The sequence below is a fragment of the Enterobacter cloacae complex sp. ECL72 genome (genome assembly GCF_019056635.1).
Classification (GTDB): Bacteria; Pseudomonadota; Gammaproteobacteria; order Enterobacterales; family Enterobacteriaceae; genus Enterobacter; species Enterobacter hormaechei_C.
In genome coordinates this window covers 4,180,184-4,197,418 of the sequence record NZ_CP077659.1, presented here as the reverse complement: position 1 = coordinate 4,197,418, position 17,235 = coordinate 4,180,184, and the positions used below count along the sequence as shown (strand labels likewise).

The 17,235-nt window shown below is 59.2% G+C and carries 17 protein-coding genes; 9 read left to right on the top strand and 8 right to left on the bottom strand.

Annotated elements, in window-relative coordinates; all coding sequences use genetic code 11:
- The first annotated feature begins 107 nt into the window (after positions 1 to 107).
- The 5 genes from uhpA (at position 108) to KTH07_RS20255 (ending at position 6,204) form a co-directional block, all read left to right on the top strand.
- On the top strand, positions 108 to 701 hold the full coding sequence (gene uhpA, locus KTH07_RS20275; protein WP_003861054.1) for a transcriptional regulator UhpA: 594 nt from the start codon (positions 108 to 110) through the stop codon (positions 699 to 701).
- A complete protein-coding gene (uhpB, locus tag KTH07_RS20270; RefSeq protein ID WP_017694010.1) occupies positions 698 to 2,203 on the top strand; it encodes a signal transduction histidine-protein kinase/phosphatase UhpB in 1,506 nt (501 codons plus the stop codon). Before uhpA ends, uhpB begins: the two co-directional genes overlap by 4 nt.
- A complete protein-coding gene (locus KTH07_RS20265) occupies positions 2,196 to 3,506 on the top strand; it encodes an MFS transporter (RefSeq protein WP_017383677.1) in 1,311 nt (436 codons plus the stop codon). The genes uhpB and KTH07_RS20265 overlap by 8 nt, the downstream gene beginning before the upstream one ends.
- A 132-nt stretch (positions 3,507 to 3,638) precedes the next feature.
- Complete coding sequence (gene uhpT, locus KTH07_RS20260; protein ID WP_006808805.1) at positions 3,639 to 5,030, top strand: hexose-6-phosphate:phosphate antiporter; 1,392 nt, start codon at positions 3,639 to 3,641, stop codon at positions 5,028 to 5,030.
- Positions 5,031 to 5,199: 169 nt separating this feature from the next.
- Positions 5,200 to 6,204: an alpha/beta fold hydrolase gene (locus KTH07_RS20255; RefSeq protein WP_023302828.1), complete on the top strand. Its 1,005-nt coding sequence runs from the start codon at positions 5,200 to 5,202 to the stop codon at positions 6,202 to 6,204.
- On the opposite strand, the gene KTH07_RS20250 is transcribed toward KTH07_RS20255, so the two are convergent.
- Positions 6,192 to 7,094, bottom strand: coding sequence for a LysR family transcriptional regulator (locus KTH07_RS20250; RefSeq protein WP_015570111.1), 903 nt, complete (start codon positions 7,092 to 7,094; stop codon positions 6,192 to 6,194). The genes KTH07_RS20255 and KTH07_RS20250 overlap by 13 nt on opposite strands.
- A gap of 99 nt (positions 7,095 to 7,193) precedes the next feature.
- Here KTH07_RS20250 and KTH07_RS20245 point away from each other — a divergent pair, with 99 nt between their 5' ends.
- The 3 genes from KTH07_RS20245 to nepI all read left to right on the top strand — a co-directional run bounded on the left by KTH07_RS20245 (position 7,194) and on the right by nepI (position 9,622).
- Complete coding sequence (locus KTH07_RS20245; protein WP_032620537.1) at positions 7,194 to 7,646, top strand: DUF1198 domain-containing protein; 453 nt, start codon at positions 7,194 to 7,196, stop codon at positions 7,644 to 7,646.
- A gap of 97 nt (positions 7,647 to 7,743) precedes the next feature.
- A complete protein-coding gene (locus KTH07_RS20240; protein ID WP_023302829.1) occupies positions 7,744 to 8,262 on the top strand; it encodes an SRPBCC domain-containing protein in 519 nt (172 codons plus the stop codon).
- Positions 8,263 to 8,431: 169 nt separating this feature from the next.
- Positions 8,432 to 9,622, top strand: a complete 1,191-nt coding sequence (gene nepI / locus KTH07_RS20235; protein WP_023302830.1) for a purine ribonucleoside efflux pump NepI — start codon at positions 8,432 to 8,434, stop codon at positions 9,620 to 9,622.
- 48 nt (positions 9,623 to 9,670) lie between these two features.
- On the opposite strand, the gene KTH07_RS20230 is transcribed toward nepI, so the two are convergent.
- The 6 genes from KTH07_RS20230 to KTH07_RS20205 all read right to left on the bottom strand — a co-directional run bounded on the left by KTH07_RS20230 (position 9,671) and on the right by KTH07_RS20205 (position 15,579).
- Positions 9,671 to 10,576, bottom strand: a complete 906-nt coding sequence (locus KTH07_RS20230; protein ID WP_017383673.1) for an EamA family transporter — start codon at positions 10,574 to 10,576, stop codon at positions 9,671 to 9,673.
- 133 nt (positions 10,577 to 10,709) lie between these two features.
- The gene (locus KTH07_RS20225; protein ID WP_017694006.1) at positions 10,710 to 12,089 is read right to left on the bottom strand and encodes a carbohydrate porin; all 1,380 of its coding nucleotides are present in this window, start codon (positions 12,087 to 12,089) and stop codon (positions 10,710 to 10,712) included.
- Between the two features lie 136 nt (positions 12,090 to 12,225).
- On the bottom strand, positions 12,226 to 12,528 hold the full coding sequence (locus tag KTH07_RS20220; protein WP_014168006.1) for a PTS lactose/cellobiose transporter subunit IIA: 303 nt from the start codon (positions 12,526 to 12,528) through the stop codon (positions 12,226 to 12,228).
- A 5-nt stretch (positions 12,529 to 12,533) separates the two neighbouring features.
- Positions 12,534 to 13,910: a glycoside hydrolase family 1 protein gene (locus KTH07_RS20215; protein ID WP_023302831.1), complete on the bottom strand. Its 1,377-nt coding sequence runs from the start codon at positions 13,908 to 13,910 to the stop codon at positions 12,534 to 12,536.
- Between the two features lie 17 nt (positions 13,911 to 13,927).
- Positions 13,928 to 15,253 (bottom strand): PTS sugar transporter subunit IIC, encoded by a 1,326-nt coding sequence (locus KTH07_RS20210; RefSeq protein WP_023302832.1) that lies wholly within the window; start codon positions 15,251 to 15,253, stop codon positions 13,928 to 13,930.
- Between the two features lie 11 nt (positions 15,254 to 15,264).
- Positions 15,265 to 15,579 (bottom strand): PTS sugar transporter subunit IIB, encoded by a 315-nt coding sequence (locus KTH07_RS20205; RefSeq protein ID WP_003861034.1) that lies wholly within the window; start codon positions 15,577 to 15,579, stop codon positions 15,265 to 15,267.
- A 293-nt stretch (positions 15,580 to 15,872) separates the two neighbouring features.
- On the opposite strand from KTH07_RS20205, the gene KTH07_RS20200 reads away from it, so the two are divergent.
- Positions 15,873 to 16,823, top strand: coding sequence for a LacI family DNA-binding transcriptional regulator (locus KTH07_RS20200; protein ID WP_023302833.1), 951 nt, complete (start codon positions 15,873 to 15,875; stop codon positions 16,821 to 16,823).
- A gap of 48 nt (positions 16,824 to 16,871) precedes the next feature.
- Here the strand turns inward: KTH07_RS20200 and KTH07_RS20195 are convergent, their stop codons facing one another.
- A complete protein-coding gene (locus KTH07_RS20195) occupies positions 16,872 to 17,168 on the bottom strand; it encodes a YicS family protein (RefSeq protein ID WP_003861030.1) in 297 nt (98 codons plus the stop codon).
- Between the last annotated feature and the right edge of the window lie 67 nt (positions 17,169 to 17,235).

Below are 17,235 nucleotides of genomic sequence, written 5' to 3'. Positions count from 1 at the left end.
CTTTTGCCGGATGGCGCTGCGCTTATCCGGCCTGCAAGGACGTTACACGTAGGCCGGATAAGGCGTTTGCGCCGCCATCCGGCGCGTTCACGCATCAGGATCAAACCATGACCACCATCGCCCTTATCGACGACCACCTTATCGTTCGCTCCGGCTTTGCCCAGCTTTTAAACCTCGAGCCGGATTTTCAGGTCGTGGCCGAGTTTGGCTCAGGACGCGAGGCGCTGGCGGGTCTGCCGGGACGCGGGGTGCAGGTCTGTATCTGCGATATCTCAATGCCGGACCTCTCCGGGCTGGAGCTGTTAAGCCAGCTGCCGAAAGGGATGGCGACGATCATGCTCTCAGTCCACGACAGCCCGGCGCTGGTCGAGCAGGCGCTCAACGCGGGGGCGCGCGGGTTTCTCTCTAAACGCTGTAGCCCGGACGAGCTGATTGCCGCCGTGCGTACCGTCTCCACCGGCGGCTGCTACCTGACGCCGGATATTGCCATCAAGCTGGCGGCGGGACGGCAGGATCCGCTCACCAGACGCGAGCGCCAGGTGGCAGAGAAACTTGCCCAGGGCATGTCGGTGAAAGAGATTGCCGTAGAGCTGGGGCTGTCGCCAAAGACCGTTCACGTTCATCGCGCCAACCTGATGGAAAAACTCAACGTCAGTAACGATGTCGAGCTGGCGCGCCGTATGTTTGATAGCTGGCAATGAACTCCCTGTTTTCGCGGCTGATCGCCGTTGTTGCCAGCTTTTTCATCTTCTCCGCCGCGTGGTTCTGTCTGTGGAGTATCAGCCTGCATCTTGTCGAGCGCCCGGAGCTGGCGGTGCTGCTGTTCCCCTTTGGCCTGCGGCTGGGGCTAATGCTGCAATGCCCGCGCGGCTACTGGCCGGTGCTGCTGGGCGCAGAGTGGCTGATGCTGATCTGGCTGGCGCAGGAAGTGGCCCTCGCGCACCTGCCTTTATTGATGACCGGAAGCCTGCTCACGCTTATCCCGGTCGCCCTGATTTCCCGCTACCGTCACCAGCGCGACTGGCGCACGCTGCTGCGTCAGGGTGCGGCGCTGATTGCCGCCGCGCTGTTGCAGTCCCTGCCGTGGGTGGGTGAAAAGGAGGGGCTCAACGCCCTGCTGCTGACCCTCACCGGCGGCCTGACGCTGGCCCCGACCTGCCTTGTGATCTGGCATTACCTTACCAGCACCGTCTGGCAGCCGCTCGGCCCGGCGCTGGTCTCCCAGCCGGTGAACTGGCGCGCCCGGCACCTGATCTGGTATCTGCTGCTGTTTGTGGTGAGCCTGTGGTTGCAGCTTGGTCTGCCCGCTGAATTATCACGCTTCACGCCGTTTTGTCTGGCGCTGCCGATCATCGCCCTTGCCTGGCATTACGGCTGGCAGGGCGCATTGATCGCCACGCTGATGAACGCCATCGCGCTGATTGCCAGCCAGACCTGGCACGATCACCCGGTAGATCTGCTGCTCTCGCTGCTGGCTCAGAGCCTCACCGGGCTGCTGCTCGGCGCGGGCATACAGCGCCTGCGCGAGCTGAACCAGTCCCTCCAAGCCGAGCTGGCGCGCAACCGCCGTCTGGCGGAGCGTCTGCTGGAGACGGAAGAGAGCGTGCGCCAGGAGGTTGCTCGCGAATTGCACGATGATATCGGCCAGACCATCACCGCCATCCGCACCCAGGCGGGCATTGTTCAGCGCCTGGCGGCAGAAAACGCGGGCGTGAAGCAGGGCGGGGCGCATATCGAACAGCTTTCGCTGGGCGTCTATGATTCCGTTCGTCGCCTGTTAGGGCGGCTGCGCCCGCGCCAGCTTGACGATCTCTCGCTCGAGCAGGCAATACGCTCTCTGATGCGCGAGATGGAGCTGGAGAGCCGCGGGATTGTCAGCCATCTCGACTGGCGCATTAACGAACCTGCGCTGAGTGAAGGCCAGCGTGTGACGCTGTTCCGCGTCTGCCAGGAAGGGCTGAACAACATCGTCAAGCACGCCAGCGCCAGCGCGGTAACGATCCAGGGCTGGCAGCAGGACGAGCGCCTGATGCTGGTGATTGAAGACGACGGCTGCGGCCTGCCGCCGGGCTCCGGCCAGCAGGGGTTTGGCCTGGCGGGCATGCGCGAGCGCGTGAAGGCGCTGGGCGGCACGCTGACGATCTCCTGCACCCACGGAACGCGCGTCAGCGTCAGTTTGCCGTTAAGGACACACCATGTTTAAAACCCCCGCCAGCGCCGCCCCGCTAAGCAACAAAGCGGAAATCGATGCCCGCTACCGCTACTGGCGTCGCCATATCCTGATTACCATCTGGCTCGGCTACGCGCTGTTCTATTTCACCCGCAAAAGCTTCAACGCCGCCGCGCCGGAAATCCTCGCCAGCGGCGTGATGACGCGCACCGATATCGGCCTGCTGGCGACGCTGTTTTACATCACCTACGGCCTGTCGAAGTTCTTCTCCGGCATCGTCAGCGACCGTTCCAACGCGCGCTATTTTATGGGCGTCGGGCTGATCGCCACCGGCGTGGTGAACATCCTGTTTGGCTTCTCCACCTCGCTGTGGGCCTTTGCCCTGCTGTGGGCGCTGAACGCCTTTTTCCAGGGCTGGGGCGCGCCGGTCTGCGCCCGCCTGCTCACCGCCTGGTACTCACGCAACGAGCGCGGCGGCTGGTGGGCGATATGGAATACCGCGCATAACGTCGGCGGGGCGCTGATCCCGATGGTGGTCGGCGCGGCGGCGCTGCACTACGGCTGGCGCGCGGGGATGATGATTGCCGGTGGCCTCGCGATTGTCGCCGGGCTGTTCCTCTGCTGGCGCCTGCGCGACAGGCCGCAAACCGTCGGCCTTCCACCGGTGGGCGACTGGCGGCACGACGAGATGGAGATCGCCCAGCAGCAGGAAGGGGCCGGGCTGTCCCGCCAGGAGATCCTCACCAAATACGTGCTGAAAAACCCGTACATCTGGCTGCTGTCGCTCTGCTACGTGCTGGTCTACGTGGTGCGCGCGGCGATCAACGACTGGGGCAATCTGTACATGTCCGAAACTCTCGGCGTGGACCTGGTGACCGCCAACTCGGCGGTGACGATGTTCGAGCTGGGCGGGTTTATCGGCGCGCTGGTGGCGGGCTGGGGCTCGGACAAGCTGTTCAACGGTAACCGCGGGCCGATGAACCTGATTTTTGCTGCCGGGATCTTACTCTCCGTCGGCTCGCTGTGGCTGATGCCGTTCGCCAGCTACGTGATGCAGGCGGCGTGCTTCTTCACCATCGGTTTTTTCGTCTTTGGCCCGCAGATGCTGATCGGCATGGCGGCGGCGGAGTGTTCCCACAAAGAGGCGGCAGGCGCGGCGACGGGCTTTGTCGGGCTGTTTGCCTACCTTGGCGCATCGCTCTCCGGCTGGCCGCTGGCGCGGGTGATCGACGTCTGGCACTGGAGCGGGTTCTTCGCGGTGATCGCCATCGCGGCGGGCATCTCCGCCCTGCTGTTGCTGCCGTTTTTGCACGCGCAGGCACCGCGCGAAGCGTGACGCGCCTCACCTTTTGCTGCCGAGACGCGCAAAACTAAGAAATTTTCCCGGTTTCACCTGGACGCTGTCTCAGGCATCTCTCCTGGCTGGTTTTTACAATGCTGCAAAAATCAGCTCAGGAGTAACTCAGTCATGCTGGCCTTCTTAAATCAGGTGCGCAAGCCGACCCTGGATCTGCCGCTCGACGTGCGGCGCAAGATGTGGTTCAAACCGTTCATGCAGTCCTATCTGGTGGTCTTCATCGGCTACCTGACCATGTACCTGATCCGCAAAAACTTTAACATCGCGCAGAACGACATGATCTCAACCTACGGGCTGAGCATGACGCAGCTGGGGATGATTGGCCTGGGCTTCTCCATCACCTACGGCGTGGGGAAAACGGTTGTGTCCTACTACGCGGACGGCAAAAATACCAAGCAGTTCCTGCCGTTTATGCTGATCCTCTCCGCCATCTGTATGCTCGGCTTTAGCGCCAGCATGGGCGCGGGCTCCGTCAGCCTGTTCCTGATGATCGCCTTCTACGCCCTGAGCGGTTTCTTCCAGAGCACCGGCGGGTCGTGCAGCTACTCCACCATCACCAAATGGACGCCGCGCCGCAAGCGGGGTTCGTACCTCGGCATGTGGAACATCTCCCACAACCTCGGCGGAGCGGGCGCGGCCGGCGTGGCGCTGTTCGGTGCGAACTACCTGTTCGACGGCCACGTGATTGGCATGTTTATCTTCCCGTCGATTATCGCCCTGATTGTCGGCTTTATCGGCCTGCGCTACGGCAGCGATTCCCCGGAATCCTACGGCCTCGGCAAAGCTGAAGAGCTGTTCGGGGAGGAGATCAGCGAGGAGGACAAAGAGACCGAAGAAAACGAGATGTCCAAATGGCAGATCTTTGTTGAGTACGTGCTGAAAAACAAAGTGATCTGGCTGCTCTGCTTCTCGAACATCTTCCTGTACGTGGTGCGTATCGGTATCGACCAGTGGTCCACCGTGTATGCCTTCCAGGAGCTGAAGCTCTCGAAAGAGGTGGCGATTCAGGGCTTCACCCTGTTCGAAGTAGGCGCGCTGGTCGGTACCCTGCTGTGGGGCTGGCTCTCGGACCTCGCCAATGGCCGTCGCGCGCTGGTGGCCTGCGTCGCGCTGGCGCTGATTATCGCCACGCTCGGCGTTTACCAGCACGCCAGCAACCAGTACGTTTACCTGGCGTCGCTGTTTGCGCTCGGCTTCCTGGTGTTCGGTCCGCAACTGCTGATCGGCGTGGCGGCGGTTGGCTTTGTGCCGAAAAAAGCGATCGGCGCAGCCGATGGGATTAAGGGCACCTTCGCTTACCTGATCGGCGACAGCTTCGCCAAGCTCGGTCTGGGCATGATCGCCGACGGCACGCCAATTTTCGGCCTCACCGGCTGGGCGGGCACCTTTGCCGCGCTGGATGCGGCAGCGATTGGCTGTATCGTCCTGATGGCGATGGTTGCGGTGCTGGAAGAGCGTAAGATCCGCCGCGAGAATCGTGCGCAGAAATTAAAAGTAGCCTGAGTGTGCAGGTAACTTCTTTGCCCGGTGTGTGATGCCGGGCTTTTTTATTTTTCACGGCCTGCCTTTTACCTTTACCCCGCTTTACACACCCGCCCCTCTCCATGCTCTACAGTTTTTTTGCTGCCGCCTTTCGTGCAGCCTTAGCCCTTTTTGCTAACGGAGAGCTTGCATGTTGACCCGACGATTGTCCTGCCTGGCGCTGCTGATGGCGCTGGCCTCCCCCGCAATGGCCGCGGATGCCCCCACCTACGGTGAGAAGCTGGGAGGTTTTGACTACGGCTGGCCGGTAAAACACTTTACCTTTACCTCGCAGAACCAGCCTCTGGATATGGCTTACCTGGACGTGAAGCCGGAAAAACCCAACGGCCGCACCGTGGTGCTGATGCACGGCAAAAACTTCTGCGCTGGCACCTGGGACGGCACGATCCGCGCGCTTTCAGCCAGCGGGTATCGCGTGATCGCACCCGACCAGATCGGCTTCTGCAAATCCACCAAGCCGGAGCATTATCAGTACACCTTCCAGCAGCTGGCGGATAACACCCACGCGCTGCTGAAAACGCTGGGCGTTGATCGCGTCACGGTTATCGGCCATTCGACCGGCGGCATGCTGGCGACCCGCTACGCGCTGATGTGGCCGCAGCAGGTGGAGCAGCTGGTGATGGTGAACCCAATAGGGCTTGAAGACTGGAAAGCGCGCGGCGTGCCGCATATTACGGTCGACCAGTGGTACCAGCGCGAGCTGAAAGTCAGCGCCGACGGTATTCGTCAGTACGAGAAAAACACCTACTACGCCGGGGAGTGGAAGCCGGAGTACGAGCGCTGGGTCACCATGCTTGCCGGGCTGAACAACGGGCCGGGCAAAGCGCGCGTGGCGTGGAACTCGGCGCTGCTCTACGACATGATTTATACCCAGCCGGTCGTCTATGAATTTAACGAGCTGAAGATGCCAGTATTATTGATGATCGGCACGAAGGACAACACCGCCATCGGGAAGGATCTCGCCCCACCGGAGATCCGCAAGACGCTCGGCAATTACGCGGTGCTGGGCAAAGAGACGGCGAAGCGCATTCCGCACGCGACGCTGATTGAATTTAACGACATGGGCCACGCGCCGCAGATGCAGGATCCTGCCCGCTTCCACGAGGCGCTGCTGAAAGGGCTTCAGGCGCGCTGACTGGTCTCCAGCAACAGCCCGCGCAGCCACGCCTGCGCGAGGTTGCGGTGCGTTCTGCCGTGCCAGGCCATGCTTTTGGTAAAGCCGGGCACGGGAACCGGCGTCTCGCAGACGAACATCCCCGTCTGCTTTTCCGCTATGCGTGATGGCACAACGGCAATCATATCGCTGAGGGCCAGCACGTCCGGCAGGACTAAAAAGTTACTCACCGATAAGCCAACATGCCGCGTTCGGCCAGTCTTCTCCAGCGCGCCATCCGTTACGCCGCGAAAACCGTCGCCCTCGTAAGAGACCAGCACATGCTCCAGGGCGCAAAACCGGTCTAACGTCATGGGCTGTCCGGCATCCGGATGGTCAGCACGCATCATGCAAACGTACCGTTCATCATAAAGCGCCCGGCTGTGAAGCTCGTCAGGCGTGGTATGCGGGGTGATCAGCGCCACGTCGACAGAGCCTTGTTCGAGTTGGCTGACCAGACGGTCAGATTCCACAGGCACCACGCGCACGCGAATACCCGGCGCCTGCACCTTAAGCGCAGCGATAAACGGCACGACGACCGCGCGCAGGGCGTAGTCGGTCGCGGCAAGCGTGAAGGTGAACGTTGCGGTGAGCGGATCAAAGGCGATCGGCTGAAGCAGCTCGTCGATATCTGCCAGAATGCGTTTGACGGGAGCCGCCATTGCTTCCGCCCGGGTGGTAGGCACGATGCCGTGCGGCGCGCGGATAAACAGCGGGTCTTCAAAGTAATCCCGCAGGCGGTTAAGCATGCCGCTTACCGCTGGCTGGGTCAGGGCAAGACGCGCCGCCGCGCGGGTGACGCTGCGTTCGTCCAGCAGGGCATCCAGCGTTTTCAGCAGGTTAAGATCCAGCGTGCGCAGATCCGCTTTCATGACGTTTTTCCACCTCTTTTCCGTTTACTATTATGGCGCTGCCCGCTGTTGACGCGCTGCGTTTCCCGCTATGATGGGCGGCTAGTCTAAGGAGAACGCATGGTCTGGATAATGCTGGCAACGCTTGCCGTGGTGTTTGTGGTTGGATTTCGTGTCCTGACCTCAGACTCCCGCCGCGCCATCAAACGTTTAAGCGAGCGGCTGGGGATCACCCCGATGCCGGTCGAGTCGATGATTGACCAGTTCGGTAAAACGCCGGGCAATGAGTTTATCCGCTATCTTGAACGCCCCGACGAGGCGCATCTGCAAAATGCCGCCCAGGTGCTGCTGATCTGGCAGGTCTGCATCGTCGACGCCAGCGAAGAGAATCTGCATACCTGGCACCGCATGCTGCGTAAAGCCCGTCTGGCCGCGCCGATCACCGACGCGCAAATCCGCCTCGCGCTCGGCTTTATGCGCGAGATAGAGCCAGACCCGCAGGAGTTCAACGCCTTCCAGCTGCGCTACAACCAGCTTTTCCTGCCGGAAGAGGGCGTGTTTTACCTGCAATGATATCACAAAACGTGATGAAGAGTATAAAGCATCGTCATTAGATTTATATCACCCGCAGGCGCACCATCACCTTATCAACTAACCGATGAGGTGAACCATGAAACAATCCGCCATTATCTGGCCGAACGACTACCTGCCCGGCACCACCGATAACTTTGCCTCCAACGAAATCTTCGTCGCCGGGCTGAGCGCAAAAGAGATTTGGGCGCAGCTCAACGACACCACCCTGTGGCCGAACTACTACAGCAACGCCGAAGATATCCGTTTTCACGACGGCAGCGGCCCGGCGCTGAGCGCCAACGCCCGCTTCCGCTTCACCACCTTTGGCTTCCCGGTTGAGGCGCAGGTGACGGAGTATGTTCCGCCCGTGGAGGGCGAAGCCGCGCGTATCGCGTGGCACGGCTGGGTAGAAGGGGATGCAAATTCGCGTCTGGACGTGATCCACGCCTGGCTGTTTGAAGACCTGCCGGGAAACCGCGTGCGCATTCTGACTCAGGAGTCGCAGAAAGGCGTGCCGGCGCAGGAATTAGCGCGCACCGTGCCGAACCCAATGATTAACGGGCATCAGGAGTGGATCGTGGGATTTGCGAATGCCGCTCTTAAGGCTCGCGGGTAATTTTGCCCGGTGGCGCTTTGCTTACCGGGCCTACAAGCCCGTAGGCCGGCGCAAGCGCAGCGCCGCCCGGCATTAAAAAACGACAAAAGTTGTCGAAACGTTAAATTCGTCACACTTTTGATGATAAACTGCGCGACTTTTCCGCACGTTTTTATCTTCAGGTGATGCCATGACAGAACATACCCAGCCCACGACTACACCGCAGGCCAAAGAGGTTTCACGCCCCAACTGGTCGGCGGTTTTCTCCGTGGCATTTTGCGTCGCCTGCCTGATCACCGTCGAGTTCCTGCCGGTCAGCCTGCTGACGCCGATGGCGCAGGATCTGGGCATTTCCGAGGGCGTGGCGGGGCAGTCCGTGACCGTCACCGCGTTTGTGGCGATGTTCGCCAGCCTGTTTATCACGCAGGCGATCGGCACCATTGACCGTCGCAAAGTGGTTATTCTGTTCAGCGTGCTGCTGACGCTCTCCTGCCTGCTGGTCTCTTTCGCTGAAAGCTTCACCCTGCTGCTGCTCGGCCGTGCCTGTCTGGGGCTGGGATTAGGCGGCTTCTGGGCGATGTCCGCCTCGCTGACCATGCGCCTGGTGCCCGCGCGTACGGTGCCAAAAGCCTTGTCCGTTATCTTCGGTGCGGTCTCGATCGCGCTGGTGATCGCCGCGCCGCTGGGCAGTTTCCTCGGTGGAATTATCGGCTGGCGCAACGTCTTTAACGCGGCGGCGGTGATGGGCGTGCTGTGCATTATCTGGGTGTGGAAGGCGCTGCCGTCCCTTCCGGGGGAAGCGGCGCACCACAAACAGAACATGTTCGCGCTGCTGAAGCGCCCCGGCGTGCTGGCGGGGATGACCGCCATCTTCATGGCCTTTGCCGGGCAGTTTGCTTTCTTCACCTATATCCGCCCGGTGTATATGACCATGGCGGGCTTTGACGTGGACGGCCTGACGCTGGTGCTCCTGAGCTTCGGGATCGCCAGTTTTGTCGGCACCTCGCTGTCGTCCCAGTTCCTGAAGCGCTCCCTGAAGGTGGCGCTGGCGGGTGCCCCGCTGGTGCTGGCGATCAGCGCCGCGGCGCTGGTGTTGTGGGGCAGCGATAAGTGGGTGGCTTCGGCGATCGCGATTATCTGGGGCTTTGCCTTTGCGCTGGTGCCGGTGGGCTGGTCGACGTGGATCACCCGCTCGCTTGCCGATCAGGCGGAAAAAGCCGGGTCGATTCAGGTGGCGGTGATCCAGCTGGCGAATACCTGCGGCGCGGCGGTGGGCGGCGTAGCGCTCGACCACCTGGGGCTGACCTCGCCGCTGGTAATTTCCGGCACGCTGATGCTGCTGACCGCGCTGCTGGTGGCGGGGAAGGTTAAGGCGAAGTAGTGCTTTTCTCCCTCTCCCGTGGGAGAGGGTTGGGGTGAGGGCATCAGGCTACGCCGATGTCTGAACCCGTCTTCTCGAATCCATCGAAATCAACACCACCGACGACACAATCAGCAGCGTCCCCAGCCAGTCCGGCAGGGTGAATGCCACCCCCAGCAACACCACCGACAGCAGCGCGCTGCTCAGCGGCTCGGCGCAGCTCAGAATGCTCGCCTTCGGCCCGCCGATCATCTGTGCGCCTTTCAGATACAGGCTGAACGTCAGCGCGGTACCTATCACCACCAGGTAGAAAAACGCCAGCAGCAGGCCCCCGTCGATCACGAAGGTGGTGCCGCGTCCGGCGTAGAACGGCGTCAGCATTAGTCCCGCAATCAACATACTCCAGCCGACAATCGGCAGCGTGCCGTAGCGGGCGATAAGCGTCGACGGGTACGTCGTATAAAACGCCGCGGCAAACGCCGAGGCGATACCGAAGAACAGCGCGGCCGGCGAGATGGAGAGCGACGTCGGGTCGCCGTGGGTTACCAGCAGGAAGGTACCCACAAGCGACGTGAAAATCGCGGATAAGACAAATATGCCGGGACGCGTTTTCCGCGCCAGCGCAAACCATGCCACGATAATGGTCGGCGACAGAAACTGGAGCACGGTGGCCGTCGCGGCGTTGGATTTTTCAATTGTCAGCAGGAAGGTGAGCTGCACGGTAAGCGCGCCAGCCAGCGAGAAAAACAGCAGGCTGAGGGCGTCTTTGCGGTTTTTGACGACCGAGAAAATCTTGTCGCCGTGAACGAAGGAGAGCGTCAGCAGGATCACGCCGGTAAACAGCAGACGAACCATGGTCAGGTAAGGCGAAGAGATGTGGCTTTTCTCCATGATGTACTGCGCGCAAACCCCGGAACTGCCCCATAAAACGGCGGCGATCAGGACGTTGAGCATCCCTTTGCGTGTGGAACCCATGTTCTCCCCTGTTATGTTGTCGTTAATTGGCCAACAGCATAGCATGGTTGTGTGCGGCCTGATGCCCTCACCCCGGCCCTCTCCGAAAACCGTAGGCCGGGTAAGCGTAGCGCCACCCGGCATGTTGTTGACCTTAGAACCACGCCTCCCACATCGCGCCGACGTTGAAGTCGTCCAGCGTCTCATCTTTGGTATTGTTCACGCGCGCGGTACGTTCGTTATCCACCTTGCCGCCGGTCACGTAGAAGCGCAGCATCGGACGGAACTCCGGCCCCATGGCGATAGACATGTTCTGCGACAGGGTCAGCTTCCAGCCCTTGTTGTCGCCGCCGTTGTCGTAATCCACGTGCTGCCAGCCCGCTTCCAGCCAGGTGGAGTGAACGTCGTTCCACCAGTGCATCGGGCGCACGATGGCGTTGTAGTTCTTGCGGTTGTCGGTCTTATCGCGGCTGTTGTCGTAGTCATGGAAGGCGAGGAGGTACTCCACCTGCGTCGCCTGGGTGAATTTGTACAGCCCTTCGAAGCTGGCGTAGACCGTGGTCAGATCCTCGGTTTTGTTGAACACGCTGTTGTCCGCGTTATCGGAGTAGCGGGCAATCACCTTGTTCACGCCGCTGTCGTTGGTGTGGCTCAGCACCACGCCGCCCTGCCAGGCGTTCAGACGTTCGTCGCTCTCCACCGCTTTCGAGTCAAAGCCGTAGTTGGCGTACAGCTCCAGATCCAGCGGACCGAGCTTCATACCATGGATTTTAGACGTCGCGGCGTAGTTGCCTTTGTCGCCCGTGCCGGACCCGCCGGTACAGGTGATGCGCGACGGGTTCGCTTCGTCCTCCATCACTTCCGGGCTACAGGATTCCACCGCTGCCACGGCGGCCACGTCAAACTGCACGCCGCCGATGTCGAAGTTCTTCACCCCGGCGCCCTGACCGTCGTGGTTCATCCAGAAGTAATCGTTGATGCCCTGCTGCGGACGCTGGTGGAAGTCGCGACCCGCCCAGAAGTAGGCGTTCGGGTTGGAGGCCATAATGTTGGTCACGCCGGCGTAGGCTTTCTTGAGGTTAACTTCGTCGCCCCAGTGGTCGATCATCACGTTGATGTCCCAGATGGCGCCGTTTTCGCCCTTGAAGGCTTTAGAGAGCTGGAACTCGCCGCCGTTGCCTTCGTTGCCCAGACGACCAATGGCGGACGCGCCGTTGTAGGAGCCGTCCACCGCCACGTATTTCTGATCGGCGGCCTGGAAGTGCGCGCCGTAGCGGGCGTAGCCGGTAAATTTAACCCCGAACGGGATCGCCATATCCGGAGATTGCGCCGCGCTCTGCGGCTCGGTCACCACGTCCGCTTTTTTCGCGACCGCAGCATCCATTTTGGCCTGACGCTCGGCCAGGGCTTTATCCACCGCTTTCGCCACAATGGCGTCGATTTGCTCCTGAGTGAATTCCTGAGCGAGGACGGAAATTGGGCAAAGCGCGGCGATAACCGCCATGGTTACTGGAAGTTTTTTAATCGTATTCATGGTTATCTCAATATAGTTTAATTTTATTCAGACAATAACCATCCCGCTCCGATCTGACAGAGTATGTCGCTATCATCAGAACAAGTGGATCTCTATTTAGGGTACAGAGGTATTACAGTAATTATTTCGCCATAGACTATCTCTGATATAAATGAATAATTTCTTCGGATAACTCGCGCGCTAATAAGGAATTCATTAAATGATCCTGGGCGTGCACCATAATTAAGGTCATCGGCTGGCGGGCTTCGCCCGCATCCTGCTCGATCAGTTTGGTCTGCATCTTGTGCGCCTGGCGCGCGTAGCCGTCGGCTTCGCGCAGCAGGCTTTTGGCCTCGTCAAGGTTGCCCTGACGCGCCGCGTGCAGGGCTTCAAAGCACAGGCTGCGGGACTGGCCGGCGTTGACGATAATTTCCATTACGGCTTCTTCTAGTGCGATCATCATCATTACTCTTTATCAAAACTATTATTTAAGGCGGTGGCGGCAAACCACTCTCCGCTTTTTTTAATGGTGCGCTGCTGCGTCTCTACATCGAGCTGAATAAAACCGTAGCGGTTTTTATACGCATTACACCACGACCAGTTATCAATAAACGTCCACATATGATAGCCAAGGCAATTGCAGCCTTCGCTAATACCTTTGTGCAGCCACGATAAATGCTCAGAAATAAAATCAATGCGGTATTGATCGTTAATCTGGCCGTTTTCAATAAAGCGCTGCTCGTTTTCGACACCCATGCCGTTTTCAGAAATAAAGCAGCGAGGGTTGCCGTAATTATCGCGCAGGTTAACCAGAATATCGTAAATACCCGGCGCGTAGATTTCCCAGCCGCGGTACGGGTTCATCTTACGGCCCGGCATCTCGTAATTATCAAAGAACCACTCCGGCATAAACGGCGCCTGCGGGTTCACCGCGCTGTCGCGACACTTCACGCGACGCGGCTGATAGTAGTTAACGCCGAGCAGGTCGATTTTCCCTTCCGCAATCAGGAAACCGTCTTCCGGCTTGCAGGCGGGCAGCTGATCGTAAGATTTCAGCAATGCCACCAGGTCCGCCGGATACTCCCCGCGCAGCACCGGGTCGAGGAAGCTGCGGTTAAACATCAGGTCCGCTATGTGCGCCGCCTTCACGTCCGCCGGGTTCCGGGAGCGCGGGTACGACGGCGTCAGGTTGAGCACGATGCCGATCTCACCCGCGTAGTGTCCGGCGCGGTAAGCCTGAACGGCCTTCGCATGGGCCAGCACGGTGTGATACGCCACGGTGGCTGCCCGACGAAAATCCACCACGTTCGGGTAGTGGAAGTCGTACAGATAACCGCCTTCCACCGGAACAATCGGCTCATTGAAGGTAAACCAGTGCAGCACGCGATCGCCGAACAGCTCGAAGCAAATCTGCGCATAGCGGGCGTACGCGTCCACCACGTCACGGTTTTCCCAGCCGCCAATCTCCTGCATCGCCATCGGCATGTCGAAATGGAACAGGGTGATAAACGGCGTGATGCCCTGCTCGTTTAGCTCATCAATGACCTGATTGTAAAAATCGACCGCGTCCGGGCTCACTTCACCGATACCGTCGGGGATCAGGCGCGCCCAGCTAATCGAGGTGCGAAAGCTGTTGTGGTTCAGCTGCTTTAACAGCTGAATGTCCGTTTTCCAGTGCTGATAAAACGTGGAGGTGTGCTGCGGCCCCACGCCGTTGTGAAAACGGTTCGGCTCGCGGGCAAACCAGTAATCCCACGTGGTTTCACCCTCTCGTGTCCCTTCCGTCTGGAGAGCGGAGCTTGCGCTGCCCCACCAGAAGTTATCGGGAAATGCGTATTTCATGACTCTTCCTCTTTGACTTAATTGCTGGCGGCTTCAGCGTTACCGACGGTCGCCTGGGCTTTCTGCTCTTCATTTTTGATGAGCGTACGCTCATAGGCGCGCAGGAACGGCAGGTACATCAGGGCGGACATCACCATGCAGACCAGGCACATCACCACCGGGCTGAGCGCCCAGTTCGCCGCCCACGAGGCGCCAATCGGCGCGGGGGTGGTCCACGGGGTTAACGAAACCACCTGAGCCAGCCAGCCGAGTTTGGTTGCGCCGTACGCCAGGCAGGCGTTGACCAGCGGAACAAACACGAACGGGATAAACAGCATCGGGTTCATGATGATCGGTGCGCCGAACAGAATCGGTTCGTTGATGTTAAAGAAGCTTGGCACCACGCCCATTTTGCCGATGGTGCGCAGGTGGGTAACGCGGCTACGCAGCAGCAGGAACGCCAGCGGCAGGGTGGAGCCTACGCCGCCAATCAGCAGGTAGTGATCCCAGAAACCTTGCAGATAAACGTGCGGCAGCGCCGCGCCCGCCGCCAGCGCCGCCTGGTTTGCAGAGAGGTTCGCCATCCAGAACGGGTTCATGATGCCGGTGACAATCAGCGACCCGTGGATACCAGCGAACCAGAAGATCTGGCACAGCAGCACGGAGAGCAGAATGGCGGGCAGCGAGTCAGACGCCGACACCAGCGGCTCCAGCAGGTGCATAATCGCCTGCGGGATGATCATCCCGGTCTGCGCTTCAATGAACAGGTTCAGCGGGTGCAGCGTTCCGATCACCACCATCACCGGGATCAGGATCTCAAACGAACGCGCCACGCCGGTCGGCACTTCCTTCGGCAGGCGGATGGTGACGTTGTTCTGTTTCAGCCACGCATAGACGCGAGTGGAGTAGATCGCGGTGATAAGCGCAGTGAAGATCCCCTGACCGGAGAGATACTGGGTCGAAATTTTGCCATCGGCATAGGGCGCGGCGACCAGCAGGAAGGCCATAAAGGCCAGCAGGCCGGACATCACCGGATCGAGGTTAAACTGACGCCCCAGGCTCGCCCCAATCCCCACCGAGATGAAGAAGGTCATCACGCCCATGCTGAGGTTAAACGGCAGCATCAGCTGTTCGCGGTAGGTCTCGGAGAAATCCAGCCAGCCGCGGGCGAAGCTGTTGGTGGTATCCGCCGAAAACGGCGGGAAGATAAACACCAGCATAAACGAGCCGATGATCATAAAAGGCAGCGCAGCGGTAAAGCCGTCGCGGATGGCAATCACATACTTTTGCTGACCGAGCTTCGCGGCCAGCGGCGTAATTGACTGCTCAATCACCGCGACCATGGATTGATATAACGAACTCATGTGAACACCTTTTAGTGTGCCGCTTCGATGAGCGACAGAGCATAGTCCAGTACTTTATCGCCACGCTGCATGCCGTAATCCATCATGTCGATGGGCTGCACCGGAATGCCTTGCGTCGCTGCCTTGTCTGAGAGCGTCTTTAACATGTATTTCACTTGCGGTCCGAGAAGCACCACCTGATAGTGCGGAAACTGCGTATCAAATTCGGATACGCCATACGCATCTATCTTCACGGGCAAGCCCCGTTCTTTTGCAACATCGATCATTTTGCTGACCAGCAGGCTGGTGGACATCCCGGCAGAGCAGCACAGCATAATCTTGAACATCGACAACCATCCTCAAAATGTAAAAAGTTATTGCGAGGATGATTGGACATGATACGGAAACCGGTTTCCATTTATAAAAGACAGAAGTGTGATAACCATCAAGATCCAATACTTATGAGGCTAATTAACCGGATGTGGGTCACATAATTTGGCTGTTTTGGCATCAAATTGAGTGGAAACGGAAAATCGGTTTCCATGGAAAACGGAAACGGATATACTCCGTTCTGGCTATAATGTGAGCCGTAGCGGTGATGGAAATTACAGACGCCAGTTGCGTCTGACAGGGGAGAGAGATGTCTACAATCAACGATGTATCGCGTCTGGCCGGGGTGTCCAAAGCCACGGTATCACGGGTGTTGAGCGGGTCGCGTGGCGTTAAAGAAGCCAGCCGCCAGGCTGTTCTGAAAGCGGTGGACGAGCTGAACTATCGTCCCAACGTGATCGCCCAGTCGCTGCTCAGCCAGTCGACGGGCTGCATTGGGGTGATTTGCGCGCAGGAAAACATTAACCAGACCACCGGTTACCTGTACGCGCTGGAAAAACACCTCAGCCAGCATCAAAAACATCTGCTGCTGCGTTTTGCACACACAAAAACAGAAGTGATGAACGCCCTTGAAGAACTCTCCTGCGGCTTATGTGATGACATTCTGGTGATTGGCGCGCGTTTCCCGCTGGACGTGGACATGGACAACGTGATTCTGGTCGACTGTATGGAAGCCGATAACGCCAACAGCATTCAGTTCGACCACGCCTTCGCGGCTGAAACGGCCTGTAACTACCTCACCAGCCAGGGACGTCGCCAGATAGCGCTGATCCACCCGCACGGCAGCGGCTTTGCCGATCAGGTGCTGCTGGGCTACAAACACGCGCTGGAGAAAAACTTCCTGCCCTTTAATCGCAACCTCGTGTTTATGGACGCGACTTCATCGTCCGTTGCGCTTCAGGAATTACTCAACAACGCGTCCACGCTGAACTTTAACGCGCTGCTGGTGGCGGATGAGCAGGAAGCCCAGCGGGTGATCCCGCAGTTACAGGCGTTTAATAAATCGGTACCGGAAGACATCATGGTCTTTAGCCTCGGCGGTTCGCTGCATCTGCCGGGTGTTCCGGTGATCCCGGCCATTGAGTATTCCATGGATGCCATGGCGGCGCGCATCGTGAGCTGGCTGACGGAGAAAACACAAATGCTCGGGTCCTACGTTCTGCGCGGGGATTTGATTATTCCGGATGTGCGGAAGCGTTAAACGTGTGATGTAGGCCGGGTAAGCGCAGCGCCACCCGGCGCTCAACCCTCAGTAATCTTCCATACAATCCACCTGACTTACTGCATCCCAGTAGGCGTCCAGGTTGTCACGCTTCACGGCGGTGATGGCGTTTTTGATCAGCAGCTGATTGGCCTCAGACGACAAAATCATCGCCTGCCAGGCCTTATCGCTCTGCTTTTTCTGCGGGGTACAGGTTTTCTTCACATCTTTCAGGACCTGCTGTTTTATCTGGGCCTCTTTCTCCGGAGCGCTCTTCTCCTGCGCGTGAACAAACGCAGCGAAAATCAGGCAAACGAGCAGGCAAACCAGGTGTGCAGATTTCATCGAAACCTCCTTTGAAAGTCACATGCTTCCCCTGAAATATATCGTTACATTCATCAACGCGATTCAA

Excerpts from the sequence above, each read along its gene's own strand:
- uhpA (WP_003861054.1), top strand. The coding sequence starts at position 108 with ATGACCACCATCGCCCTTATCGACGACCACCTTATCGTTCGCTCCGGC.
- uhpB (WP_017694010.1), top strand. The coding sequence starts at position 698 with ATGAACTCCCTGTTTTCGCGGCTGATCGCCGTTGTTGCCAGCTTTTTC.
- KTH07_RS20265 (WP_017383677.1), top strand. The coding sequence starts at position 2,196 with ATGTTTAAAACCCCCGCCAGCGCCGCCCCGCTAAGCAACAAAGCGGAA.
- uhpT (WP_006808805.1), top strand. The coding sequence starts at position 3,639 with ATGCTGGCCTTCTTAAATCAGGTGCGCAAGCCGACCCTGGATCTGCCG.
- KTH07_RS20255 (WP_023302828.1), top strand. The coding sequence starts at position 5,200 with ATGTTGACCCGACGATTGTCCTGCCTGGCGCTGCTGATGGCGCTGGCC.
- KTH07_RS20250 (WP_015570111.1), bottom strand. The coding sequence starts at position 7,094 with ATGAAAGCGGATCTGCGCACGCTGGATCTTAACCTGCTGAAAACGCTG.
- KTH07_RS20245 (WP_032620537.1), top strand. The coding sequence starts at position 7,194 with ATGGTCTGGATAATGCTGGCAACGCTTGCCGTGGTGTTTGTGGTTGGA.
- KTH07_RS20240 (WP_023302829.1), top strand. The coding sequence starts at position 7,744 with ATGAAACAATCCGCCATTATCTGGCCGAACGACTACCTGCCCGGCACC.
- nepI (WP_023302830.1), top strand. The coding sequence starts at position 8,432 with ATGACAGAACATACCCAGCCCACGACTACACCGCAGGCCAAAGAGGTT.
- KTH07_RS20230 (WP_017383673.1), bottom strand. The coding sequence starts at position 10,576 with ATGGGTTCCACACGCAAAGGGATGCTCAACGTCCTGATCGCCGCCGTT.
- KTH07_RS20225 (WP_017694006.1), bottom strand. The coding sequence starts at position 12,089 with ATGAATACGATTAAAAAACTTCCAGTAACCATGGCGGTTATCGCCGCG.
- KTH07_RS20220 (WP_014168006.1), bottom strand. The coding sequence starts at position 12,528 with ATGATCGCACTAGAAGAAGCCGTAATGGAAATTATCGTCAACGCCGGC.
- KTH07_RS20215 (WP_023302831.1), bottom strand. The coding sequence starts at position 13,910 with ATGAAATACGCATTTCCCGATAACTTCTGGTGGGGCAGCGCAAGCTCC.
- KTH07_RS20210 (WP_023302832.1), bottom strand. The coding sequence starts at position 15,253 with ATGAGTTCGTTATATCAATCCATGGTCGCGGTGATTGAGCAGTCAATT.
- KTH07_RS20205 (WP_003861034.1), bottom strand. The coding sequence starts at position 15,579 with ATGTTCAAGATTATGCTGTGCTGCTCTGCCGGGATGTCCACCAGCCTG.
- KTH07_RS20200 (WP_023302833.1), top strand. The coding sequence starts at position 15,873 with ATGTCTACAATCAACGATGTATCGCGTCTGGCCGGGGTGTCCAAAGCC.
- KTH07_RS20195 (WP_003861030.1), bottom strand. The coding sequence starts at position 17,168 with ATGAAATCTGCACACCTGGTTTGCCTGCTCGTTTGCCTGATTTTCGCT.